The sequence below is a fragment of the Nannocystis sp. genome, from assembly GCF_016714285.1.
GTDB lineage: Bacteria > Myxococcota_A > Polyangia > Nannocystales > Nannocystaceae > Nannocystis.
This window is the reverse complement of the sequence record NZ_JADJNN010000010.1, coordinates 24,651-47,782: the sequence shown is the minus strand read 5'-3', so window position 1 is coordinate 47,782 and position 23,132 is coordinate 24,651. Positions and strand designations below refer to the sequence as shown.

Sequence of the window (23,132 nt, the reverse complement as noted above, 5' to 3'; positions counted from 1 at the left end):
GCGCCGCTGCTCGCCAGCGAAGCGGCCACCTGAACGAGCCGCGACTCGGGTACGATGCCGAGGCATGGGAGACCTCGGCCTGATCGCAATCGTCGCGGGCGCGATGCTGCTGGTGATCGTCGGCGTGCTCGTCGCGCTGACGCGGCTGTACCAGCGGGTCGACCGCGGCAGCGCCCTCATCATCAGCGGCGCGCGCGAGGCCCGGGTCAGCTTCACCGGCGCCCTGGTCCTGCCACTGCTGCACCACGCCGAACACATCGCGCTGGGCATCCAGGCGATCGTCGTCGAGCGCTCCGGCGCCCAGGGGGTCGTGTGTCGCGACAGCATCCGCGCCGACCTCCGGGCCACCTTCCTGGTCCGCATCAACCAGACCATCGAGGACGTGCTGAAGGTCAGCCAGTCCGTCGGCTGCGCGCGCGCCTCTGATCCCGCGGTGCTGCACGAGCTGTTCGCGGCCAAGTTCACCGACGCGATCGAGACGGTCGCGCGTGCCATGGACTTCGCGGAGCTGCACCGCCGCCGCGACCTGTTCCGCGACGAGGTCCTGGCCGTGATCGGCCAGGACCTGCAGGGCTTCGTCCTCGACGACGTGGCGATCGACCGCATCGAGCACACACCCCTCACGGCGCTCGACCCCAACAACCTCTTCGACGCCGAGGGCATCCGCAAGCTCACCGAGGAGACCGCGCGCCACAATGTGGTCACCCACGAGCTGCGCCAACGCGAGCGCATGGACATCGCCCACCAGGAGCTCGTCGCCGCCGAGGCCGACCTGCGCGTCAAGCAACAGCACGCCGAGGCCGAGGCCCACCACCGCCGCCAGCTCGACAGCTTCACCGCGCCGCGACCGGCAGGCAAATGAGCCGCGCGCTGCTGCGGGCGTAGCGAAACTCGCGACTGGCCGCGAGCTGCACGCTGACATACTCGCCGAAGCGCGCACGCGTCATCCGGGCCAGCGCCACCCCGCGGATCCCCGTCGTGTCGAACACGTCGAAGGCGTCGGCCTCGCCGCGGGCCAGCACGATCATCATGTGGTGGTGGAGGCGGAGCCGGCCGCGGGCGTTCGCCTCGTGCGACACCGTGCACAGGTGCATCGCCCCGGCCGCGCTCAAACGGTCGAGGTCCTCCGCCCGATCCGGCGCCAGCGTGATCAGCCGCGGCCCCGCCGGCAGCTGGCTCGGCCGCAGGCGCACCGCGATGTTGCGCAGCGCCAGCCAGCCGTAGTCGCGCTGCGGCTCGCACTCAGTGGGTCCGCCCGCGACCGCGTCCGCCTCGACGTCGCAGCGGTCGAGCTCGCCGATCGCCAGGTCCGGCACCAGCGTCAGGCGCACGCCCTCGAGGAAGCCGCCCGCGCAGCCGAGGTCGTGGCGGTCACCGGGCTGGGAGATCAACGCACCCGACACGCGGGTCACGAAGCCAGGCCGCGGCCCGTGCAGGTCGATGAAGCCGTGGCGGTCCCAGTCGAGCGCGCTCGGCCAGCGGTACGGCGCCATGGTCGCTGCGAGCCCCGCGAGGATCTCCCGCGGACCACCCCCGACCAGCGCGGCCGGCAGCGCCGCTGCGAGCGACGGATAATACGCGAGCGACGGATACCGGTCGGCGAGCGCCGGATCGACGACCACAGGCTCGCTCCGCGGCGCCGCCGGGGCGCTCGGCCCGACCTCCGCGATCGTCCCTGCCGTCGGCGCCGCGGCGCTCGGCCCGACCTCCGCGATCGTCCCCGTCGTCGTCGCCGCGGCGACCACCCGCGACGGCGCCGCGGGCTCGCAGGCGACGAGCAACAGCACAAAACAGCCGGCGCGCCTCATCCGCGAGCGCGTCTTCGCCGGGCCAACCCGACCAGTCCGACCAGCGCCAGCAAGCCTGCGTCGCCAGTCGGCCGCACCGCGCAGGCGCAGCCCTTGTCACCGTCGCCCTCACCCGCCGTCGCCGAGCCTGACCCCGAGCCGTCGCTCGCACTGTCACCGCCGTCCGAGCCCGTCGGCTGGGAGGGATCGTAGGGTACGCACATCATCGGGTCCCAGGTGTTATCCGCGGTCGCACATTGCTCGAGCACACATTGCAGAGTCGCCGCGGGGTCGAGCACCTGGGGCCCGAGCATCTTGACCATGTCCTGGCCGAAGCACTGCTCCTCGCTCGCCGTGACCGCACCGCTCGCCAGATAGCTCGCCTCGATGACCGCGCAGAACGGCGCATCGCGGGACACGCTGAACTGCGGCACGCGGTTGCTCGTCTCGACCTTCCCGTCGACCTTCAGCGTGTACACGATCTGCTCCGCCGTCGGGCCCGCAGCCGCCGCCTGGCCGCTGATCTCCACCGTTAGATAGCCGTGACCCAGGGTCGGGGCGCACTCCTCGGCGTCCCAATAAAGATCTGGGCCGCCGCAACCATAGCCGCTCGAGGGCGCGGTCCCCTCGCAGCACACCAGAAGATCGAGGGAGGCCACCGGCGAGATCTCGACCTGGGCGACGCCCGAGAATTCGACGGGCACGAGCGCCACCCCCGGCGCGACGTCGATGTTCACCATCGCCTCGATGGGGATCGTCGGCTGCCCGCATCCCGCCCCCTCCTCGGGGTTGGTCACCATGCCGGCCACGGCATACGCGGCGTCGGTCTGCCAGGGAGCTGCGGGCCGCCACACCAGCACGCCATGCATCGAGCTGGCCTCGAGCGCGCCGGCGATCGGCTGCCCGTCCTGCGTCACCGTCAGCTCGATCGCGGGCAGCGACGCCAGGTCCTCGCCGAAATGCGTGCCCTGCAGCACGATCACCCCGTCGCTCGGTATCTTCGCCACGTTGACGACCGCGAGGTCTACCCAGTGCTCGTAGCGACTACAATCGTAGGTGCTGCAGGCCTGCGCAACGGCCGGCGTCACGGTCGCGGCGAGGATCGGGGCCAAGATCGGGAACGCGAGCGCCTGGGCGACCAGCTTCTCAGAGTCCATGCGCGACCTTATACACCCATGCGCTCGCGCCGTCATCCGCCTGCGACCCGCCGACCACCTCGGCGCTCGTTGCTGAGCGCCCCTTCGCGACCAATTCTCGGCTATCGTCGCCGACCGGGCGGCGACCTGGCATCGCGGCCCCAACACGAGATGTCGATACCACCCACAGCGTCGCCGGGCGACAAGCTCATCAACCTGAACCCACACGATCGCTTCGTGGCGACCGAGCTGCTCAGGCGCGCATACCTCCGCTACGAGGGGTCACGAAACCCGTCGGCGATCAACCATGTCCACCTCGGCGATGGCCTCGAGCTCGGCATCGTCTCGAGCGCGGTCCCCGAGCTCGCCAGGGGCATCTCGTCCATGTTGAGCCGCTCCCTTGAGGACGCGAGGAGCGACCGGGGCGGGCACCTGCCCGTCGCGGTGGTCCAGCGGGTCCAGACCGAGATCATCTCGCCGTACGGCGTCGCCAACCTGTGGGGGACGACCGGCCACCGCTTCGTCCTCTCGCGCACGGTCGACGCCGCGACCAGCGAGTTGCTGGCCACGATCCTCGTCGGCCGGCGCAAGGGCACGATCTTCTTCCTCACCGGCCGGTACAACAACCTGAGGCACTCGAAGATCGCCGAGGAGGTCGACTTCCAGCAGCCCGCGGGCGGCGATCCGACGCAGCGGTGGTTCGACCAATTCGCGTTCCCCGACCTCCCCCGCTTCAAGCCCACGGCGTATCACCAGATCGCCAATTTTGTGGTCGCCAGGGAGCACCGCGGCGAGGGCCTGGCCGAGCGCCTCCTCGCCGCGATCGTCGAGAAGTACGCCCGGAACGCCATCGAGGCCCGCGGCGGTAGCATCGAGCACTCGCAGTATCTGCTGTGCGGACGGGGCCTCTGGCAGATCGGCGATCCGCCGTGGCTCTCGCGCATGGAGAAGCTCGGCTTCTACCTCCGCTGGGGCGCCGAGAGCTTCTTCATCGAGCACGACTGGGCCCCGCTGCCACCCACCTTCGATCGCGGGCAGAGGATCTCCAACCTCGATTACAACCGCTCCTTCGGGCTGCCGCGAAGATACGAGGAGGGGCGCGCCCCGCCGGCGTCGACCGAGCATATCCTCGACCGCGTCGACGCCGTCGTTCGCCTCTCGCAAGACCCGCGGGCGAAGCTCCAATACTTTCAGACGATGTTCGATTTCCGATGAAGACCTACCTCAGACAAGCACGATCGATCGCGGCCCAGGAGGTCGCGCAATTCACGGGCGAGGGCGCGTACCACGGGTCCACCAGGCCCAGGCCCGCGCCCGTCGCCGAGGCTGCCCCCGCCCCGGTCGTCGACGAGATGTGGCCGCGCTCCCTCGACAGGTACAGCGCGACGGAGCGCCGCAGCATCGACACCTTCACGGCCCGCTTCGCCAACCGCTACGAGACGGTCGCCGCCCTCCCGGTCCCCACCCAGGAGGCGGTCATGGCGGACGGCGTCACCTTCTGCTGGTGCCCCATCGACGAGGCGATCCGCGAGGCCGGGCCGCTGACGCGCAGCGTCCTCGACGAGATGCAGCGCCACGTCTCGGGCCGCAAGCGCTATGTCTATATCGACTCGAAGATCCAGTATTTCCGACCCGGCGACGTCCCGGTCGACAGCCAACACTGGCACGTCGACGGCACGATCGTCGCGCGTGACCCACGCGTGCAGCGCCTCGGCCACGCGCTGCTCCACGACATGCGGGCGCGGCTGGAGGGCCCCGCGGAGCCCCCCACGTATCTCTCCTACCAATCCTCGGAGCACTGCGCGACGCTGTTCGTGACGGCGCCCGTGTCGCTGACGCTACCCGAGCTGATCCCCAACTTCGACGACCTCGATCGCCAGGTCCGCGCGCTCGCCCCTACGAGCGTGTCGCAGCCGGCCGCGGTGATCGTCCGCTTCGACGGTGGCTCCTTGCACCGAGCCGTCGCCGCCAGCGACACGGGCTGGCGGTTGTGGGTCCGCTGCGCCGAGACCGACCGCCGCGTCGAGCTCAGCTCGTCGATCATCGAGTGCTACGGCATGGTCTACAGGACCGCGACCGGCGCGACCTGAGGACCTTCACCGATACCCCGCGGATTCGCCCGGACAATCCCCCGGCGATGCGGTATCGTCGACTGGATGAGCGGTCCTGGTCTCGAGGAACGTACCGTGATCGGAGCGGACGACGCCGAGACCGACGATTGCGACATCCCGCCGGTCGTCGCCGGCCGCTACCAGGTGCACGAGCGGATCGGCGAGGGCGGGATGGGCATCGTCTGCACCGCCCTCGACCTCGACCTCGAGGAGATCGTCGCCGTCAAGTTCCTCCGCTCCGACCTCGCCGACGACGACTCCCTGCGCACCCGCTTCCGCCGCGAGGTGAAGCTCGCCCGCCGCGTCACCCACCCCAACGTCGCCCGCGTCTTCGAGTTCGGCCGCGACGGCGCGCTGTGCTTCCTCACCATGGAATACGTGCCCGGCGAATCGCTGCAGGCGCTGCTGCAGCGCGAGGGCCCGCTCACGCCGCCACGCGTGCTCGGCCTCGCCGTCGGCCTGTGCGAGGGCCTGGCCGCCGCCCACGCGGCCGGCGTCGTCCACGGCGACATCAAGCCCGCCAACATCCTCGTCGCGCCCGAACGCGGCGCCGTGCTGACCGACTTCGGCATCGCCCAGGCGCTGTCCGACGCCGGCCGCCAGGAGTCCGGCACCACCGGGACCCCGTTCTACATGGCCCCCGAGCAGGCCCGCGGCGAATCGATGACACCGCGGACCGACGTCTATTCGGTCGGCGTCGTCCTGTTCGAGCTGCTGACCTGCGTCAGCCCGTGGCAAGACAACGACGCCGTCGGCCTGCTGCAGGGCAAGCGCCGCGGGCACGAGCCGGACCTGACGCGCGTCGCCCCGGAGCTCGCGCCGGAGTGGGCGCAGCTGATCGGCGACTGCCTGCGCAGCGACCCGGCGGCGCGCCCCGAGGACGCGCGGGCCCTGCTCATCCGCCTCGCCGCGATGCGCGGCAGCTCGCTGGCTCCCACGCAAGGGGGACCCGCAACCGCCGACGCGCGGGCCCCCCTCGCCGTCGGCGACGGCCCGCGCTGGATCGAGGTGACAGCCCTGACGGCCCAGCCCGGGGCCGCCACGGAGCTCGCGTGGGTCACCGCGGACCTCGTCGCCGCGCTCGGTGAATGCCGCGGCCTCCGGGTCGCGACCGCGTCCGGCGAGCGCCAGGCGGGCACGACCAGGCCGCTGCGGATCGTCCGCGTCGAGGGCGAATTGCGGCCCGCCGCCGACGGCCTCACCGTCGCGCTCCGCATCCTCGACGACACCTCCCCCAACCCGATCGCCGAGCTCGAGCTGTCCCAGGCGCGCGCCGACCTGCACAACCTCGGCGCCGAGCTGGCGAGCCGCATCGCCGCCGTGCTCGACCGGGCCGCCCCGCCGCGGGCCCGCGCCGTGCTCGACGCCGAGGTCTCCGAGCTGTACGTCCAGGCCCGCCACGCCTACCGGACCCTCCACTTCGATCGCTCGCTGCGACTGTTCGAGGCGGCCCTGCGGCGCTCGCCCGACAACCAGCTGCTACGCCTCGGGCACACGCTGGCCCGCGTGCAGTCGGCCTTCATGTTCCGCGGATCGAGCTCGGCGGAGATCGCCGAGCTGCGAGCGGCGGTGGAGGAGGCGGTGGCCAACCACGCGGGCCACGGCGAGTCGTACCTGGCGCGCGCCCGCATCGCCCTGGCGCTGGGTGACGCGCCTGCCTGCGCCCGGGACCTCTGCGCCGCCATCGCCTGCGCCCCGAGCCTCGTCGAGGCCTACGCCATGCTCGGCGATCTACTCCTCGATATCGGCCGCCTCCCCGACGCCGAGCGCCGCCTCGACATCGCCATCGCCCTCGACCACGGGGCGCTCCACGCCTGGACCGTCCGCGCCCGCCTCCTCGCCTACCAGGGCCAGTGGGACCGCTTCTACGCCGACGTTTCCACCTTCGCCGCGCTCGGCCACCGCAACGTCCTGCTCGCCCGCCTGATGCTGTGGAACCCGCAGCGCCCGGCCCTCATGGCGTTCAAGGCGGTGCTCGCCGTCAACGGCGACGACCTCCCGCCGCCGGTGCTGAGCTCGTCCCGGCTGCTGATCGCGTACGGCCTCGGCGAGGTGTCCCCGGCGGAGGTGCTGCAGGGCATGCAGGCCTACTACACGACCTCGACCAACATGCGCCGAAACGGCTACTTCGCCCAGCTCCTGTGCGAGCTGGCGTGCATCGCCGGTGAGCTCGCGCAGGCCCGCATCCACCTGCTCGCGGCCGACACCTACCTGCTCAGCGACTGGCAATGGATCGAGGAATGTCCAGTGATCGCCCCGCTGCGCGGCGACCCCGGATTCGCGGCCGTCCGCGCCCGCGTCCGCGTCCGGGCCGATGCAATCGCCGAAGCCATCTGGGGCTGAGCCGCCGCCAAGTGCCCAGATAACGCCGTTCTCGGCGGCCAAAGTGAGCTTCTGCACCCGGCGATCCGCATTGCCCACTGTCGCAATCTGCCGCGGCCGTCGACCATGCGGCGGTCAACCTCGCCGGAGCGCACGATGGACTACGAAGAACAGCTCGCCCTCGCCCCTTGCGACCTCACCTATACGCGACCGACCCGCTACGACGGCTCCGGCTTCTCGGTCCAGCTGAGTCACTTCGCCCCGGCCGACCTCGACCTGCTCACGCGCGTCTATCGTGTGATGCGGCGGGCCCACGGCCTGTGGCTGCACCTCCGCGACGCGACGCGGACCGGCGCCCCGCTGCACATCGACCTCCTGCGCCGGCACATCCTCCGCGAGCTCCGCGATCGCAACTTCCTGCTGACCTTGCGTGAGCTCGGCGCGGCCACCTACGCGCTCGGCACCCCCGGGCACGGTGTCCCCGGCGCGCTGCATGACATCCGCGGCGGGGCCCTGCTGGCCCTGATCGGCTTCGCCGCCGCCGAGGCGCGCGGTGAATCCATCAGCGACGGCGAGATCCGTCACGCCGCCCTGCGCGCCCGCGACCACGCCAGGATCATGCGCCACGCGGTCAGCGACCTCGATCCTCAGCTCCGCGAGATCGACGCGGAGATCAAGACCCACACGATCCTCGACTTCGTGGACAAGTGGGACAGCTCGATATACCGCGCCGGCGAGCGCATGGTGGCAATCAGCGCCGAGGTCAACTTCGACGGCATGGTCGCCAATCATGACCTCGAGACCGCCGCCATCGACCGGGTCCTCTGCACGCATATCAACAACGCCGCGCGCTACACCGCCAACGATCGCGTGAGCATCACCGCGCTGCCGATCAACGATCAACTGATCCGCTGGGTGATCGAGAACCCGATCTTCCCCGATCAGAGCCAGAACCTGCGCGAGGCCACCGGCGGCGACCTCGGCAAGCTCTATCGCGGCGGGACCACCCGCGGCGGCCACAGCATCGGCCTCGCCCAGTGCGCGGAGATCGTCGCCGTGGCCTGCGGGCAAGGGAGCGCCGATGAGGCGGTCTACCGCGGCTACATCGGCTCGACCGTCCGCGACCTGCGCTACGCCGCGTGGTTCCACTGGCCGATCTTCCGCAAGCCCGCGGGCAAGCGCTGAGCCCCGCGGGTTAGCATGCCGGTGTGATCCCGCCGAACGCACGCCCCGTCGCCGCGCCCGCCCCCTGGGCCGAGTCCTACTTCTCGATCGGCGTGACCGGCACCAACGGCAAGACCTCGACCGTGTGGATGATCGCCGCGGCCCTGCGCGCCGCGGGTCTCCCGGCCCTGCGGATCTCCACCCTCGGCGTCGCCCTGGGCGACGAGCCGATGCACCGCGGCAAGCGCTACGCCGACTTCCTCGCCGTGCTCGCCAGCGCCGCCGAACGCGGCTGTCGCCACGCCGTCATCGAGACCACCAGCCTCGCCCTCGCCCAGGGTTACGCCCGCCGCTGGCGCTTCGACCTCGGCGTGTTCACCAACCTCTCGGTCGACCACTTCGGCAGCCACGGCAGCTGGGAGCACTACCTCGCCGCCAAGGCCCAGCTGTTCATGCAGCTGGGCCCGGGCCGCAGCGCCGTGCTCAACGCCGCCGACCCCCACGCCCTCTTCCTCGACCAGGCGATCCCCGGCGACGTGCTCCGCCGCTGGTTCGCCGCGCCCGGTCGCGGCCCGCGTCTCTGCCCCGCCGACCTCGAGGCCGCGGCGATCGAGCTCGGCCCGACCGGCACCCGCGTGCAGCTGATCCCCTCGCCCGCCGCCGACGCCCTCGGCGGCTCGCTCTCCACCCGCATGGTCGGCGAAGTGTTCGCCGAGAACGCCCTCGCCGCCGCGCTCGCGGGCCTCGCCGCCGGCCTCCCCGGCGAGGCCGTCGCCCGCGGCATCGCCGACTGTCCGGTCGTGCCGGGCCGCTTCGAGGTGATCGACCACGGCGCCGACCGGGCCACCGTCGCCGTCGACTACGCACATTCCCCCGACGCCCTCAAGCACACCTGCGCGACCGCTCGCCGGCTCGCCGGCGCCGCTCAGGTGATCGTCGTATTCGGGGCCGGCGGCGGCAGCACGGCCGACAAGCTGCGCGAGATGGGCGAGGCCGTGGGCGCCGGCGCCGACCTGGCGATCGTCACCAGCGACAACCCCCGCGACGACGACCCAGCCACCATCGCCGCCGCCCTGACCACCAGCATTGGCCAGAGCGCCAGCGCCCGCTGGGAGATCGAGCTCGACCGCGGCCGCGCGATCGAACGCGCGATCGCCCACGCGAAGGCCGGCGACGTGGTCGTCGTCGCCGGCAAGGGCCACGAGCTCGGGCAGGTCACGCGGGGCCGCAGCGCGCCCTTCTCCGACGTGGAGGCGGTGCGCCGCGGCCTCGGGCTCACATGCAGTTGAGCTCGTCCGAGCCGTCCTCGCAGTCGGGCAGCATGTCGCACTTGCCGGTCAGCGGCACCTCCATGCCGTCGGCGCAGGTGAAAGCCTCGATGTCGCAGCCCGTGACCTCGTCCGAGTTATCGATGCAGTCGCCGAACTCGTCGCAGACATAGTCCGCCGGGATCTCCTGCCCGCTCTTGCACAGATACGCCGGGAGGCCACAGCCCGAGACCTCGTCCGAGTAGTCGGCGCAGTCCGGGTTCTCGTCGCAGACGAACGCGGGGTCGATCGTCTGGCCGTTGGTGCACGTGAAGCCGCCGCCCGTGGTGCCCCCGGTGCCCTCGCTGCCGCCGGTCGGATCACCGGAGGTCGGCACGCCCGAGGTCGGTGTCCCGGTGCTGCCATCGCCCGTACCACCCTCCGTCGCACCGCCGGTGCCCCCCGTGCCGCCCGTCGCGTCACTGCCGGTGCTGGGGTCGCTGGTCTTCGTGGTGTTGTTGGTCGTGGTCTCGCTGTCGGTGTTGCCGTCGAGGATCACGCAGGCCGTGTTGAGCCCCTGGCTCATCATCGCGGCCATGGCCAGGAACTGCTTTAGATCGATCTTCACACCCATATCCCAAGTCCATCCTCGCCCGACAGGTTGCCACGAAGCCCCGCACAGGTGCGCGCGTCACCCCGGCCAACCACGTCTCGCACGCGCGGCGCTCACGCGCAGCTCGCACGCTCGGCCCTCATCCCGCGCGCGCGGCCACGATCCGCCCGCAAACCACGTTTCCCCCCCCAATGCCAGGCCGACGCCAGTCCGACCAACCAGACCCTCGCGCGTGTTGACGCCCCGGGCGCCCCTGACGTATCCAGGTCACCATGGCGGGCAACCCACGGGAGGGATCGTCACCCCTCCACGATGGCATCGGCCTCGCAGCGACGATCACCCGCGACTTCGTCGCCAGCGACCCGTCCTTCGGCCTCGCCTCCGATCACACCCGCGACGCCAGCGGCGAGCGCGGCGATGACGTCGCCCCGCGACCGCGCCGCCCCGACTTCGCCGGCGACCACTCGATCGTCCGCCTGATCGGCGCCGGCGGCATGGGCTCGGTGTTCGAGGCCCGCGCCCCCGACGGCACCACCGTCGCCCTCAAGTTCATCAGCGACTCCAGCCCCGAGCGCCTCTACCGCTTCAAACGCGAGTTTCGCACCCTCAGCGCGATCGTCCACCCGAACCTGGTCGAGCTCTACGAGCTCCTCCAGGTCGAGGCCGGCGGCGGCCAGAGCAACGTCTTCTTCACCATGGAGCGCCTGCACGGCGAACACTTCGTGGCCGCCGCCCGCCGCGACTACGAGCCGCTCCAGCCGCTCGACGACCCCGGCCTGCGCCGCCTCCAGCACTGCCTCGTCGGCCTCGCCAGCGGCCTCGCCTGCATCCACCGCCACGGCCTCGTGCACCGCGACGTCAAGCCATCGAACGTGATGGTCACCGAGGCCGGCCGCGTCGTCGTGCTCGACCTCGGCCTCGTGCGCGAGGTCCGGAGCGCCTCGCTCGACAGCGCCGCGATCGTCGGCACGCCGCTCTACATGGCGCCCGAGCAGATCATCAACTCCGAGTCCGTCGGCCCGCCCGCCGACTGGTTCGCCGTCGGCGAGATCCTGTGGGAGAGCCTCACCGGCGCGCTGCGCCACCAGGGCTCGCTGCACGCGATGCTCGAGCACAAGCTGACCCGCGATCCGCTCCCGCCCAGCAGCGAGGGCGTCGCCGTCCCGCCCGAGCTCGACCGCCTCTGCCTCGACCTCCTCGCCCGCGACCCCGCCGCGCGCCCGACCGCCGCCGAGGTGCTCACTCGCCTCGGCCGCGCCGACCTCGTCGCCATCGAGGTCGTCACCCACGGCCTGGTCGGCCGCGCCAGCGAGACGAAGGCCCTGCTCGCGGCGATCCTCGCAGCCCGCTCCGGCCAGCCCAGCGTCGCCGCGATCTCCGGCCGCTCCGGCTTCGGCAAGACCACCGTCGTCGCCCACGTCGTCGAGCTCGCGCGCCGCGAACACGGCCTGCTCGCGTTCACCGGCCACTGCTCCGAGCGCGAGTCGATCCCCTTCAAGGCCCTCGACACCGCCCTCGACGAGCTCGCCGTCCACCTCTGCAACCACCCGGACGACCTCACCCGCGCGAGCCCCTACGCGCAGTTCACCGGCAACGCGATGTGGGCCGACACCACCCAGCGCGCCCAACCGGCCCTGCCCGCCGACAGCCCCCTGCCCGCCGAGATCGCCGCCCTCGCCCGCCTGTTCCCGGTGCTCCGCTCGGTGCCGCAGATCCGCGAGCTCGATGACTCCCACTTCCACGGCACCGACCCGGTCCAGGTCTTCCGCCACGCCGCCGACGCGCTCGCCGATCTGCTCACCCGCGTCGCCGCCGGCCGCCCGCTCGTGCTCGTCCTCGACAACCTCCAGTGGGCCGACCTCGACAGCGTGCAGCTGCTCGAGTCGGTGCTGCTGCGCCCCCAGCCCCCGCCGCTCGCGCTGCTGTGCAGCTTCCACGAGGGCGCCGACACCACCCGCCCGCCGCTGATGCGCCTGCTCGCCAAGCTGCGCGCCGCGGACCACGTGCAGATGCACGCGCTCGCGATCGGCCCGTTCTCGGACGACCAGGCCAGCGCCCTCGCGGCCCACCACCTCGGCCTCGAGCCCGCCGACCCGCTGCCGCGACGCATCGCCCGCGAGGCCCAGGGCAGCCCGTTCTTCATCGGCGAGCTCGCCCGCTTCGCCCGCGCCCGCGGCGGCCTCGGCGAGTCGATCGCCAACCTCAACCTCGACGAGGTCATCCGCCTCCGCCTCCAGGCCCTGCCGCCCGCCGCCCGCCGCCTCGTCGAGATCCTCGCCATCGCCGGCGGCCGCCTCCCCCGCGCCGTCGCGCTCAAGGTCGTCGCCACCACCGCCGGCGCCGTCGACCGCGGCACCCTCGCCCGCCTCCGCGCCGAACACCTCCTCCGCGCCGACGCCTCGGATGACGACAACCTCGAGACCTTCCACGACCGCATCCGCTCCACCGCCGCCAACGACGCCCACGCCAGCGACCCCGCCGGCCTCCGCGACGCCCATCGCATCATCGCCGAGGCCCTGCTCGTCGCCGGCGACGCCGACAAGGCCACCCTCGCCCACCACTTCCGGGCCGCGAAGGACACCGCCCGCGCCACCCACTTCACCCTGCTCGCCGCCGAGGAGGCCGCCGCCCAGCTGGCCTTCGAGCGCGCCGCGGAGCTGTTCGCCGCGCTGCTCGAGCTCGGCGGCCTCGGCCCGCGCGAGGCCACCCGCGTGCGCATCCAGCTCGCCGAATCGCTGGCCAACAGCGGCCAGCTCTACGCCGCGGCCCAGGCCTACCGCGAGGCCGCCGACCACGGCGAGGGCGCGACCGAGGCCGAGCGCAGCGAGTGGCTGCGCATCGCCACCGTGCAGCTGCTGCAGACCGGCCAGCACGACGAGGGCAAGGCCACGCTCGAGCGCCTGCTCCCCCGCGTCGGCCTGCGCATGACCCACGGCCTCGCCTCGACGATCTTCCGCCTGCTCGCGCAGCGGCTCCGGCTCGCGTTTCGTCGCCTCGCGCTGCCCCGCGGCGGCGGCCCCGAGCTCGCCGAGGCCGCCGCCCAGCGCCTCGACGTGTGCTGGACCGCCACCCGCGGCCTGATCTACGTCGACGGCATCACCTCGGCCCTGTTCCACGCCCGCCACCTCGGCCTCGCCCTCGACAGCGGCGACCCGGTCCGCGCCGCGCGGGCGATCGGCTTCGAGGCCTACCTGCGCGTCGTGATGAAGGGCAGCCCCGCCGCGGCGACGAGCTTCGCCACCCTCGACAGCCTCGACGCCGCCCCCGCGGTCCAGCAGAGCCCCTACGCCCGCGGCATGCTCTGCCAGTACCGCGCCTCCACCCACCAGATGCTGTGCCGCTTCGCCGCCGCCCTCCCGATCTACGAGCAGGGCATGACGATCCTCCGCTCGCAGTGCACCGGCGAGATGCACGAGGTCGCCCAGATGCAGGCCCACCACGCCATGTCCCTGCTGTACCTCGGCCGCGTCGACGCCCTCCGCGAGGCCGCCGCCCTGCTCGTCCGCGACTGCTCCGCCCGCCCCAACCCCTACGTCGAGGGCTTCGCCCGCGGCCTGCTCGGCAACATCGTCGGCCTCGCCACCGACGCCGTCGACGAGGCCGCCGAGCACATGGCCACATACCGCCGCGACGCCCCCAAGCGCTTCGAGGTGCACTACTTCAATTGGTCGTGCCAGCGCGCCGAGCTCGAGCGCTACCGCGGCGACGGCGAGCAGGCCTGGGCCCTCCACCGCGAGGACACCCCGACGATCGAGAAGATGGCCTTCCTCCGCACCCCCTGGGTCGCCGTCGAATTCCAGCGCGCCCGCGCCTGCAACGCCCTCGCCCTCGCCGTCCGCCGCAAGGACCCCCGCGAACAGCTGGCGATCGCCCGCAAGGCCGCCAAGCGCTGCCTGAAGCAGCCCCTCCCCATGGCCGAGGCCTACGGCCGCCTCGCCCTCGCCGGCGCCGCAGCCCTCGCGCGCCACGACGACATCGCCGTCCGCGAGCTCCGCCGCGCCGTCAGCGTGTTCGACGAGCTCCAGATGGCCAGCTACCTCGCCGCCAGCCGCCGCCGCCTCGCCGCCCTGCTCGGCGGCGACGAGGGCCGCGAGCTGCTGCGCCTCGCCGACCACTGGGCCGCCGCCGAGCACGTGCGCCGCCCCGACCGTTACACCGATATGATGGCACCCGGATTCCACCCACAATCGTAGCGAGGAGCACCATGCCGACAGCCGCCCCCGACCTGAAACGCGCTCAAATCGTCGCCACTGCCCTCGCAGAGTCCAGCGATTCGACCCACCCCGCCAGCCACGTCGGCGAGCTGAAGCAGATCTTCGCGATCGCCGGCTCGCCGGTGACCGACGCGCACGGCACGATCGACACCCGCGTCACGGTGCTGGTCCTGCCCGCCGACCAGGTCCGCAGGCTGCTGCCCGCCGGCCTCGAGCTGGCGCCGCAGCCGGTCGTGGCGAGCGGCTATCACCCGGTCTACCTGCTGTCCTCCCACGATATCTTCAAGGCGTGGTTCGGCGACATGGACTACCAGGAGCTGATGCTCGCGGTCCCCTACGTGCAGATCAGCGAGCCCCGCGACCGCTACCCCGGCCCGTATATCTACATGCCGCGGCTCTACCTCAACGCCACGGTCCCGCGGGTGCTCGGCGTGCACCTCTACGGCTGGGAGAAGCAGGCCGCGACGATCACCAACGTCAGCACCGGCCCCAACACCACCTATACCGTGATCCCCGAGGGCGCCTCGATCCCCGCATTCACCGGCAAGTTCCACGAGGTCCCCGGCACGACCCCGCAGCCGCCCTCCGCCTACGCCAACTTCACGATCGTCCGCCAGCTCTTCGAACAACCGACGATCTCCCAGGCCCTGCGCATCGTCGACCCCAACGCCTTCAATGCCCGCGTCCCCGGCCCGCTGCTGGCCACCACGGTGCTCTACCAGGTCGACCAGCCCGGCACCACGATCCAGCCGATCGAGGCCGAGATCACCATCGGCGCCGCCCTCACCCCCGCGGGCATCCCCCCCGGCACCTACCGCAGCCCCAGCCTGCTCGCCTCCCAGCTCGGCTCCTTCCGCCTGCAATGCAAGCAGTTCGTCACCCTCCCCGGCGGCACCCGGAATGTCAAGTTCCCCCGACCGCCGCCCCTGCGCCGCCTCAAGGTCGCCGTATTCGGCGGCGGACCGGCCGCCTGCACCGCCGCGCTCTACCTCGCCCGCCAGCGCGACCGCTACGAGGTATCGCTCTACACCACCGGCTTTCGCCTGGGCGGCAAGTGCCAGTCGTGGCGCAACCAGGCCAAGGCCTGGCGCATCGAGGAGCACGGCCTGCACGCGTTCCTCGGCTTCTATCATAACGCCTTCACCGCCGTGCACGACGCCTACCTGAGCGCCTTCCCGAACGACGGCCTCGGCGAGGCGCTGTACCGCCAGGCCTTCCACGCGGAGCCCTACAACGGCGTGATGGTCCACCGCAACAATGTGTGGACTTACTGCGCGACCCCCGGCCTCAAGAGCTCGACGAAGTCGCCGACGACCGCCAACCTGCGCCCCGGCCACGCCCTGCAGCTGGCGCTCGAGGGCGCGCTGGCCCGCGCGCTCGACCACATCGACGCGATCGGCCACGAGCACCGCTGGCTCGGGCTCGCCCTGGCCCCCGCGCGGCTCGCCCTGCAGAGCGCCAGCACCCGCGTACGCAGCGACGCTGGCGGCGCCACGACCCGCAAGGCGAGCACCTCGAGCGACCTGCTCGGCGACCTCACGGCCGACGTCGTCGCCGGCATCCGCGACACCATCGCCGCGATCGTCCGCCTCGACCCCAAGATCTCGACCCAGGCCTGGTTCATCTGGACCGGCATCGACACCCTGCTCACCATCGTCGTCGGCCTGCTGCGCCAGCCGGTCCGCAACCTGTCGGAGCTCGACGCCTGGGACTTCCGCGACTGGCTGCGCCACAACGGCCTCCACGAGCAAGCCACCGAACATTGGGCCGTGATCGACCAGGTCTACGAGACCCTGTTCGCCCACCAGCCCGCCCCCGCCGACCGTCCACCCTGCGCGCCGATCGACGACGACGTGTACGCCGCCCGCCTCGCCTGCGGCGTCGCGGCCCGCTGGTTCCTGCTCGAGGCCTTCGGCGACAACGGCAACCCGTCGTTCCGCTTCCGCTACAGCTGCGCCCAGACGATCATGACCCCGCTCTACAAGGCGCTGGTCGAGCTCGGCGCCAAGGTCCACTTCTTCCACACCGTCACCGGCCTCGAGCTCGCCGGCAGCGGCGCCGAGCGCCGCCTCAGCGCCGTCCGCCTCCAGCGTCAGGCCGAGGTCCGCGCCGGCTCGGCCGCCTACCAGCCGCTGCTCACCCAGACCCTGCCCAACAACCCGCCCGAGCTGCCCGACTGGCCGATGGACCCCCATTACAACCAGCTCGTCGACGGCGACTGGTACCGCGATAACAAGATCGACTTCTTCGACGCCTGGCAGACGACCAACACCCACGCCACAAACATCACCCTGCGCGAGGGCGCCGACTTCGACCTCGCCGTCCTCGGCGTCCCCCTCGGCGCCCTCCCCCTCATCGACTCGCCACTCACCGACGGCAAGGACCCCGGCAGCGACCCGGTGCTCACGCAATGGAAGACCATGATCGACGGCATCGCCGTCACCCAGACCATGTCCTTCCAGCTGTGGTTTAACGTGCCGTCGTCGTCGCTGCTCGCCGAGCCGCGCGGCCTGCTCACCACATACGTCCAGCCCGAGCCCAGCTACGGCGATTTCACGCCCCTGCTGGCCTACGAGCAATGGCCGGACCCCAAGCCGCAATATGTCGCCTACTTCACCGGCGCCTCCTACTCCGGCAAGCCCCCGCTCCCGCCGCAGTGCGGCGCCGACTACCCCGCCCGCATGCAATCCGCCTGGAACGACCAGGTCCGCGACTGGCTGCGCGACAACTACGCCGCCTTCTACGACGGCCAGGGCACCCCGCACAACTTCGCGGGATTCCTCGCCCTGCTCTCCGTCACCGGCGCCCCCAAGACCCCCGCCCAGCGCCTCGAATGGCAACACCTCATCGCCGACGTCCAGCCGTCCAATCTCTACGTCCTGAGCCAGCCCGGCGCGACCGCGCTGCGCCTCGGCCAGGCCGAGAGCGGCGTCAAGGGCCTCCTGCTCACCGGCGACTGGACCCGCACCGATATGAACTGCGGCTGCGTCGAGGCGGCCACCAGCTCCGGTATGCTGGCGGCCCGCGCGATCAGCAATGAACCCGCGAACGTGTGGCGGCCAGGGTTCTGAAACCCACGTCGCGGCGGCGGCGAGCCGCCGCCGTCCCCGCTCACTGCGGCACGAAGCAGCTGATCGACGTGTCGATGCGGAAGTTGCTGCCGCTGTCGCAGCGCTCGGCGTGGAAGGCGTCGAGCGGGTATTCCATGCCCTCGACCAGCCCGAGCGTGTCGAGGTTGATCGCCCCGTTGACCGGGCCGTGCAGGCCGCCGAGGTCCATCGCCAGCTTGCCGTTGATGAACACCCACACGTCGTCGTCGCCGCTGAAGTTGAAGGTCTGGCCCTTCTCGTAGATGAACTTGGTGTGGATCTCGGTGGTGAAGGCCCCGTTCTTGTCGGGGTACACCTCGTTCGCCCAGTTCGGGGTGACGTTGTTGCCGAAGCCCATCCCGGTCAGCGGATAGAAGTTATTGCTGGAGAAGCTGTAGATCCCCGGCATGATCTCCATCAACATCAGCTCGCCCGCGATCTCGATGTTGATCCCGTCCTTGGTGTTGTACCAGTCGCTATAGCTATTCGCCGAGGTGATCTGCGGGACCGAGCCGTTCCAGCCGTTCGGCGGCGGCGGCGGGTTCGGGTTGTACACCGGCTTGCTGTCGCCGCCGATGTTCTGCATCACCAGCCCCGGGCGCGCGCCGTTGCCGTACATGTGACAGCCAAAGTCGGTGTGCAGCGGCTTGAAGTCGCGGTACACCACCGGCAAGCTGTCGCACACTACCGGCTCGCCGGTGGTCTGGTCGCCGCCGCCCGTCGTGTCCGTCGTCCCGCTCGTCGTGTCCATGCCGGTGGTCGTGTCGACCACCAACCCGGTCGAATCACCCGTGTCCGCCGTCGTCGTGCCCGAGGTCTGCGGCTCGCTATCGCTGACCGTGCCAGTGGTCGCGCTCGCGCTGGTCGGCCCCCCGGTGGTCGGCGCGTTGGTGTCGGCGTCCATGCTGTCGCTGCCGACGGTCGCGCTCGTGCCAGTGGCCGAGCCCTCGGTCGGCGCGCTCGCGCTGCCCGTGCTGGACGCCGTGACCGGACCGTCCGTCGTGCTGACCGTCACCGTGCCCGTACCCGTGCCGCCGCTGCTCTGACCATTGTCATCGCCGCAGCCGCACAGCCCGGCCCACGCGCCGAAGTACACCGCGCACAGACCCTTCGAACCACCCATGATTGCTCGCATTCCAACACCCACTTTTTCGAGGAAGACGCCGCCCACGCTACGGGCCACGACCGGCGCGGTCAAGAGGGCGATCCCCACGCGCCACGGAGGTGTATGTCCGACACGAGCGCGCCCGATCGCGCCAGCGCTGCGACCGCTGCGACTCGCTGCGACCGCGGCTCACGCGACCGCGGTGACCAGCAGATAGTGCTTGCCGGTGACGTGCACCGTGCGCCGGTGCTGCTGGAGATAACGCCGGTAGAACGCGATGTCCTTGATCACCAGACCCAGCTCGGGCTGCGTGTAGTTCTTCTGGCGCGCCCCGTGCAGCAGCTCACCGTCGAGGTAGCGGCAATTGGGCACCCCGACGATCAGCGCCCCGGCCGGGGCCAGCTGGTGCTGCACGAGCTGGCGCAGCAGCGCCCGGTCGTCGACCCCGGGGCTCTGCAAGGTCCCCATCGCCAGCACCAGGTCGAACTCGCCGAGGCCCAGCGACGCCAGCGCGTTGACGTCGGCCGCGATGAAGCGGTGCCGCGGCCCCGGGAAGCGCTCGCGCGCCAGCGCCAGCGCCGACGCGCTGTGGTCGACGCCGACGAACTCGGCCGCCCCGACCAGCGCCGGCCGCAGCGCGGCGATCAGGGCGAAGCTGTCGCCGCGGTTCACCCCGAGCTCGAGGATCCGCGGCGCCGCCGGCAGCCCGGCCCGCGTGAGCGCGTCGTCGAGGTCGATCACCAGGTCCGGGTCCTCGAGCTTGGAGATCCGCGCGTAGCCGCTGTCGCGACCGTAGCGCTCGCTCGCCGGCACGTCGTCCGCCGCCTGCCAGCGCGCCCGCTCGTCGAGCCGCTCGAGCCGCAGCTCGAGCGTCGCCGCGTCGACCCGCCGCGGCGTGGCCATGCGCAGCCCGAGACGTCCCGCGAGGTCGAGCCACGCGCGCCATGATCGATGCAGCCGGTGCAGCCGGTGCTCGCCCCCCGCGACCATCACCCGCTCGCCCGAGTAGCAGCCGCGCCCGAGGTCCGGGTCGAGGGCCAGGACCCGCAGCACCCGCTCGCCCGCCGCGAGCCGCCGACGCAGCGCCGCGATCAGCTCGACCATCGACATGTCCACCGCCAGCACCCGGCCCTCGTGCTCCGCGTCGTCCACAGCCAGCACCGGCATCGCGGCGCGAGGATAAGGCGGGCGTCACCACGGCGACAAGCGCCGGCAAACTTCGCGGGCCCGGCCCGCAAATCCGGCTTGAAAGCGCCCGGTGTTTCCGCGCCGCCCCGTCCCAGCCCCGTGTTACGGTGTTCGCCATGGCCTCGGTGCTCAACGCCACGAAACGCTACATGCGGCCGCCGCCGCAGTACGCCCACGACTGGTTCTCGCCCCTGCGGTCCGTCGACGTCATCGCCGGCCAGATCACGAAGTTCACCTTCATGGGCAACGAGCTGGTCGCCTTCCGCGACGCCAGCGGCAAGGTCGTCGTGCTCGACGCCCACTGCCCGCACTTCGGGGCCCACCGCGGCGTCGGCGGGCGCATCGAGGACGGCTGCCTGCGCTGCCCCTTCCACGGCCTCCACTTCGACGGCGAGGGCCAGTGCGTCAAGGGTGACTTCGTGTCCGACCCCCGCAGCCTGCGCCACATCAAGTCCCAGCCGTGGACCGTGCACGAGGTCGCCTCGTCGATCTTCATCTGGCACGGGGTCGACCGCGCCCGTCCGGCCCGCCCGCTCCGCTTCATCGAGCCCGACTTCTTCGCCGGCTGGAGCACCCCCGTCACCAACGCCGGCCGACCCCTCGCCCCAACCAACATCTTCTTCCCCACCGAGAACATCATCGACATCCAGCACTTCTATGCGGTCCACAACTGGACGGTGAACAGCATCGAACAGCACCCCGCCGAGGCGCCCGACGGCTCGTTCCGCGCCATCATGCACATGACCTTCCGCGGCGGCGCCCAGAGCCCCTACGCGCTGGTCCGCCGGCTCGGCAAGGCCTACACCAGCGCGTTCGACTTCAACATCGCCGTGCTCGGCCCCGGCATGGCCCTCTCGCGCGCCAAGCTCGGCCCGGACCAGGGTGACCTCGAGCTGATGAGCATCATCCTCATCACCCCGACGAACCTCACCGACTGTCACATCCGCGTCGTCAGCTCGGTGAAGCAGCGCTTCGAGGGCAGGCTCGCCAAGCTGGCCCGACGCGTGCTCGGCGTCAGCCCCGAGGACATCCTGGCCCGCGTCTTCCTCGCCATCGCCACCAAGGACTTCGACGGCGACGAGATGATCTGGACCAACCGCAGGCACCTGCAAAACCCCAAGCCGCTGCCCGACGACGGCCCGATCGTCGCCTATCGCAAGTGGTGCGAGCGCTTCTGGCCGCCGGACTACCTGCCCGATCTGCACGCCGGCCAGGCCGTCGCCGACCCGCCCGAGTACTCGCTGCCAGCCTCGGCGAGCTGAGCCCCGCCCCGCGGAATGCACTCACTTGCAGGCCGCGTCGGCCTTCAGCGTCTTCAGCATCGCCGCGCAGCTCTCCTCGACCCTCGGCTTGTTCTGCTTCTCGAAGCCCTCGCGCGCCAGCCTGGCGACGCTGCGCAGCGCCTCGGCCTGCGCCGGCTCGGCCTTCGCCGCGCACTGCTCGGCCAGCTCGAAGTACTCGACGCACACGCGGCTCTGCAGGCCGCCGGGACAGGCGCTCGCGAGCAACAAGCCGACGAGGCCGACGAACACGAACGGGACGCTGCGCAGGGGCTTCATGGCCCGCGAGCATGGCACGCCTGCTTCGGCCTGGCGACGGGCGCCGGGCCCCTGGCGATCGCGCACGCCCGAGCGACCGCTCACTCGCCGGCTCGGGGCTCCAACGCCGCCTCGAGGGCGACCAGCGCGTCGTGCAGCGCCTTCATCCGCCCCGCCCCGATCTCCGCGGCCAGCTCCGCCTCGAGGCCCCGCAGCACCGCCAGCCCCTCGCCGATCGCCTCGGCCCCGCGGCGGGTGAAGCGGGCCAGCTTGGCCCGCCCGTCGGCCGGGTCCGGCACCAGCTCGACGATCCCCTGCTCCACCAGCTCGGCCAGGGTCTGACTCACCGCCTGCTTGCTGATCCCCAGCCGCTGCGCCAGCGCGACCACCCGGACCCCGGTGAAGTCGAGATGGGGGAACAGCGCCGTGTACGCGGCCTTGAGCACGCGCCCGCCCGCGCCCGCGTTCACCCGCGCCATCGCCCGCTCGTTCACCAGGCGCGCGCACTTGAACAGCAGCTGCGCCGTGCTCGCCCGCTTGCTCGCCGCCAGCGCGGCCGTGTCGATGCCCCTGCGCGCCACCTGCGGAGCCTAGCGAAATTTCGTCATGCTAGCTTGACTATTTTAGTCAACGTTGATTGACTATTTTGGTCAACCAACCTTGACCATCACCGGAGCATCGCCATGACCGCCCTCGCCAACCCCTCGCCCGCGTGGCTCGACCGCGCCGCCTATCCCTTCACCGCCCGCAGCCTCGAGCTCCCCGACGGACGCCTGCACTACATCGACGAGGGCGCCGGCGAGCTGGTCGTGCTGGTCCACGGCACGCCGACCTGGTCCTTCGAGTACCGCCACCTGATCCGTGCGCTGCGCTCGCGCTACCGGGTGATCGCCCTCGACCACCTCGGCTTCGGGCTCTCGCAGCGCCCGGCCGGCGCCGACTACCGGCCCGAGGCGCACGCGCGCCGCTTCGCCGAGTTCATCGCGGCGCTGGGGCTGCCACGCTTCACCCTCGTGACCCACGACTTCGGCGGCCCGATCGCCCTGCCCTTCGCGGCCGCCCACCCCGAACGCGTCGCCGGCCTCGTGCTGTTCAACACCTGGCTCGCGCCCTTCACCGACCCGGTGATGCTGCGCCGCGCTCGCCTGGTCGCGGGCGCCCTCGGCCGCTTCCTCTACCGCAGCTTCAACGCCTCCCTGCGCCTCATCATGCCCTCCGCCTACGCCCGCCGCCGCCGCCTCACCCCGGCGATCCACAGCCAGTACCTCGCCGTGTTCCGCGACCGCGACGCCCGCGTGCGCGTGCTCCACACCCTCGCCCGCGCGCTGCTCGACTCGCACGCCCACTACGCCGCCCTGCACGCCCGCCGCCACGTCCTCGCAACGCTGCCCACCACCGTGATCTGGGGCCTCGCCGACAGCGCCTTCGGCCCCGCCTACCTCGAGCGCCTGCGCGAGAGCTTGCCCGCCGCACACATCCACGCGCTCGCCGACGCCGGCCACTGGCCCCACGAGGAGGCCCCCGACGAGGTCGCAGCGCTGGTCCTGGCCCACCTCGCGCGCCACGCCCCCGCGCGTGTAACCTCGTCGGCGTGCGACCCGTTGCAATCCGCGTGAGC

Annotated in this window: 17 protein-coding genes; 10 read left to right on the top strand and 7 right to left on the bottom strand. The window is 71.7% G+C overall.

What is annotated here, in order from left to right; all coding sequences use genetic code 11:
• Positions 1-64: 64 nt before the first annotated feature.
• Complete coding sequence (locus tag IPJ59_RS18370; RefSeq protein ID WP_293253049.1) at positions 65-862, top strand: SPFH domain-containing protein; 798 nt, start codon at positions 65-67, stop codon at positions 860-862.
• Here the strand turns inward: IPJ59_RS18370 and IPJ59_RS18365 are convergent.
• On the bottom strand, positions 834-1,787 hold the full coding sequence (locus IPJ59_RS18365; RefSeq protein WP_293272690.1) for a hypothetical protein: 954 nt from the start codon (positions 1,785-1,787) through the stop codon (positions 834-836). The two genes, IPJ59_RS18370 and IPJ59_RS18365, sit on opposite strands and share 29 nt — an antisense overlap.
• Before the next feature lie 17 nt (positions 1,788-1,804).
• Entirely contained in the window at positions 1,805-2,944 is a 1,140-nt protein-coding gene (locus tag IPJ59_RS18360) for an MYXO-CTERM sorting domain-containing protein (protein WP_293253044.1), read from the bottom strand.
• Between the two features lie 150 nt (positions 2,945-3,094).
• On the opposite strand from IPJ59_RS18360, the gene IPJ59_RS18355 reads away from it, so the two are divergent.
• From IPJ59_RS18355 to IPJ59_RS18335, 5 genes are all read left to right on the top strand, one after another.
• A complete protein-coding gene (locus tag IPJ59_RS18355) occupies positions 3,095-4,138 on the top strand; it encodes a hypothetical protein (RefSeq protein WP_293253041.1) in 1,044 nt (347 codons plus the stop codon).
• Positions 4,135-5,013: a hypothetical protein gene (locus IPJ59_RS18350; RefSeq protein ID WP_293253038.1), complete on the top strand. Its 879-nt coding sequence runs from the start codon at positions 4,135-4,137 to the stop codon at positions 5,011-5,013. Before IPJ59_RS18355 ends, IPJ59_RS18350 begins: the two co-directional genes overlap by 4 nt.
• 96 nt (positions 5,014-5,109) lie before the next feature.
• Complete coding sequence (locus IPJ59_RS18345) at positions 5,110-7,377, top strand: serine/threonine-protein kinase (RefSeq protein WP_293272689.1); 2,268 nt, start codon at positions 5,110-5,112, stop codon at positions 7,375-7,377.
• Between the two features lie 135 nt (positions 7,378-7,512).
• On the top strand, positions 7,513-8,541 hold the full coding sequence (locus IPJ59_RS18340; RefSeq protein ID WP_293253032.1) for a histidine kinase: 1,029 nt from the start codon (positions 7,513-7,515) through the stop codon (positions 8,539-8,541).
• A gap of 23 nt (positions 8,542-8,564) precedes the next feature.
• Entirely contained in the window at positions 8,565-9,809 is a 1,245-nt protein-coding gene (locus IPJ59_RS18335) for a Mur ligase family protein (protein ID WP_293253030.1), read from the top strand.
• Here IPJ59_RS18335 and IPJ59_RS18330 read toward each other — a convergent pair.
• Complete coding sequence (locus IPJ59_RS18330) at positions 9,796-10,395, bottom strand: LDL receptor domain-containing protein (protein WP_293272688.1); 600 nt, start codon at positions 10,393-10,395, stop codon at positions 9,796-9,798. The two genes, IPJ59_RS18335 and IPJ59_RS18330, sit on opposite strands and share 14 nt — an antisense overlap.
• A gap of 257 nt (positions 10,396-10,652) precedes the next feature.
• Between IPJ59_RS18330 and IPJ59_RS18325 the strand changes: the two genes are divergently transcribed.
• Positions 10,653-14,573, top strand: a complete 3,921-nt coding sequence (locus IPJ59_RS18325) for a serine/threonine-protein kinase (protein WP_293272687.1) — start codon at positions 10,653-10,655, stop codon at positions 14,571-14,573.
• Between the two features lie 11 nt (positions 14,574-14,584).
• Complete coding sequence (locus tag IPJ59_RS18320; RefSeq protein ID WP_293253022.1) at positions 14,585-17,665, top strand: NAD(P)-binding protein; 3,081 nt, start codon at positions 14,585-14,587, stop codon at positions 17,663-17,665.
• A 40-nt stretch (positions 17,666-17,705) separates the two neighbouring features.
• Here the strand turns inward: IPJ59_RS18320 and IPJ59_RS18315 are convergent, their stop codons facing one another.
• Positions 17,706-18,806 carry a fibro-slime domain-containing protein gene (locus tag IPJ59_RS18315; protein WP_293253019.1) on the bottom strand — a complete coding sequence of 367 codons (1,101 nt, stop codon included), beginning with the start codon at positions 18,804-18,806 and terminating at the stop codon, positions 17,706-17,708.
• Between the two features lie 171 nt (positions 18,807-18,977).
• Positions 18,978-19,955, bottom strand: coding sequence for a class I SAM-dependent methyltransferase (locus IPJ59_RS18310; RefSeq protein WP_293253016.1), 978 nt, complete (start codon positions 19,953-19,955; stop codon positions 18,978-18,980).
• Positions 19,956-20,092: 137 nt separating this feature from the next.
• Here IPJ59_RS18310 and IPJ59_RS18305 point away from each other — a divergent pair, with 137 nt between their 5' ends.
• Positions 20,093-21,238: a Rieske 2Fe-2S domain-containing protein gene (locus IPJ59_RS18305; protein ID WP_293253013.1), complete on the top strand. Its 1,146-nt coding sequence runs from the start codon at positions 20,093-20,095 to the stop codon at positions 21,236-21,238.
• Between the two features lie 21 nt (positions 21,239-21,259).
• Here the strand turns inward: IPJ59_RS18305 and IPJ59_RS18300 are convergent, their stop codons facing one another.
• Both IPJ59_RS18300 and IPJ59_RS18295 read right to left on the bottom strand, forming a co-directional pair.
• Positions 21,260-21,535, bottom strand: coding sequence for a hypothetical protein (locus IPJ59_RS18300; protein WP_293253010.1), 276 nt, complete (start codon positions 21,533-21,535; stop codon positions 21,260-21,262).
• A gap of 80 nt (positions 21,536-21,615) precedes the next feature.
• Positions 21,616-22,095 carry a MarR family winged helix-turn-helix transcriptional regulator gene (locus IPJ59_RS18295; protein WP_293272686.1) on the bottom strand — a complete coding sequence of 160 codons (480 nt, stop codon included), beginning with the start codon at positions 22,093-22,095 and terminating at the stop codon, positions 21,616-21,618.
• 102 nt (positions 22,096-22,197) lie between these two features.
• On the opposite strand from IPJ59_RS18295, the gene IPJ59_RS18290 reads away from it, so the two are divergent.
• The gene (locus tag IPJ59_RS18290) at positions 22,198-23,130 is read left to right on the top strand and encodes an alpha/beta fold hydrolase (protein WP_293272685.1); all 933 of its coding nucleotides are present in this window, start codon (positions 22,198-22,200) and stop codon (positions 23,128-23,130) included.
• Positions 23,131-23,132 lie beyond the last annotated feature (2 nt).

Excerpts from the sequence above, each read along its gene's own strand:
- IPJ59_RS18370 (WP_293253049.1), top strand. The coding sequence starts at position 65 with ATGGGAGACCTCGGCCTGATCGCAATCGTCGCGGGCGCGATGCTGCTG.
- IPJ59_RS18360 (WP_293253044.1), bottom strand. The coding sequence starts at position 2,944 with ATGGACTCTGAGAAGCTGGTCGCCCAGGCGCTCGCGTTCCCGATCTTG.
- IPJ59_RS18355 (WP_293253041.1), top strand. The coding sequence starts at position 3,095 with ATGTCGATACCACCCACAGCGTCGCCGGGCGACAAGCTCATCAACCTG.
- IPJ59_RS18350 (WP_293253038.1), top strand. The coding sequence starts at position 4,135 with ATGAAGACCTACCTCAGACAAGCACGATCGATCGCGGCCCAGGAGGTC.
- IPJ59_RS18340 (WP_293253032.1), top strand. The coding sequence starts at position 7,513 with ATGGACTACGAAGAACAGCTCGCCCTCGCCCCTTGCGACCTCACCTAT.
- IPJ59_RS18325 (WP_293272687.1), top strand. The coding sequence starts at position 10,653 with ATGGCGGGCAACCCACGGGAGGGATCGTCACCCCTCCACGATGGCATC.
- IPJ59_RS18320 (WP_293253022.1), top strand. The coding sequence starts at position 14,585 with ATGCCGACAGCCGCCCCCGACCTGAAACGCGCTCAAATCGTCGCCACT.
- IPJ59_RS18315 (WP_293253019.1), bottom strand. The coding sequence starts at position 18,806 with ATGGGTGGTTCGAAGGGTCTGTGCGCGGTGTACTTCGGCGCGTGGGCC.
- IPJ59_RS18310 (WP_293253016.1), bottom strand. The coding sequence starts at position 19,955 with ATGCCGGTGCTGGCTGTGGACGACGCGGAGCACGAGGGCCGGGTGCTG.
- IPJ59_RS18305 (WP_293253013.1), top strand. The coding sequence starts at position 20,093 with ATGGCCTCGGTGCTCAACGCCACGAAACGCTACATGCGGCCGCCGCCG.
- IPJ59_RS18300 (WP_293253010.1), bottom strand. The coding sequence starts at position 21,535 with ATGAAGCCCCTGCGCAGCGTCCCGTTCGTGTTCGTCGGCCTCGTCGGC.
- IPJ59_RS18290 (WP_293272685.1), top strand. The coding sequence starts at position 22,198 with ATGACCGCCCTCGCCAACCCCTCGCCCGCGTGGCTCGACCGCGCCGCC.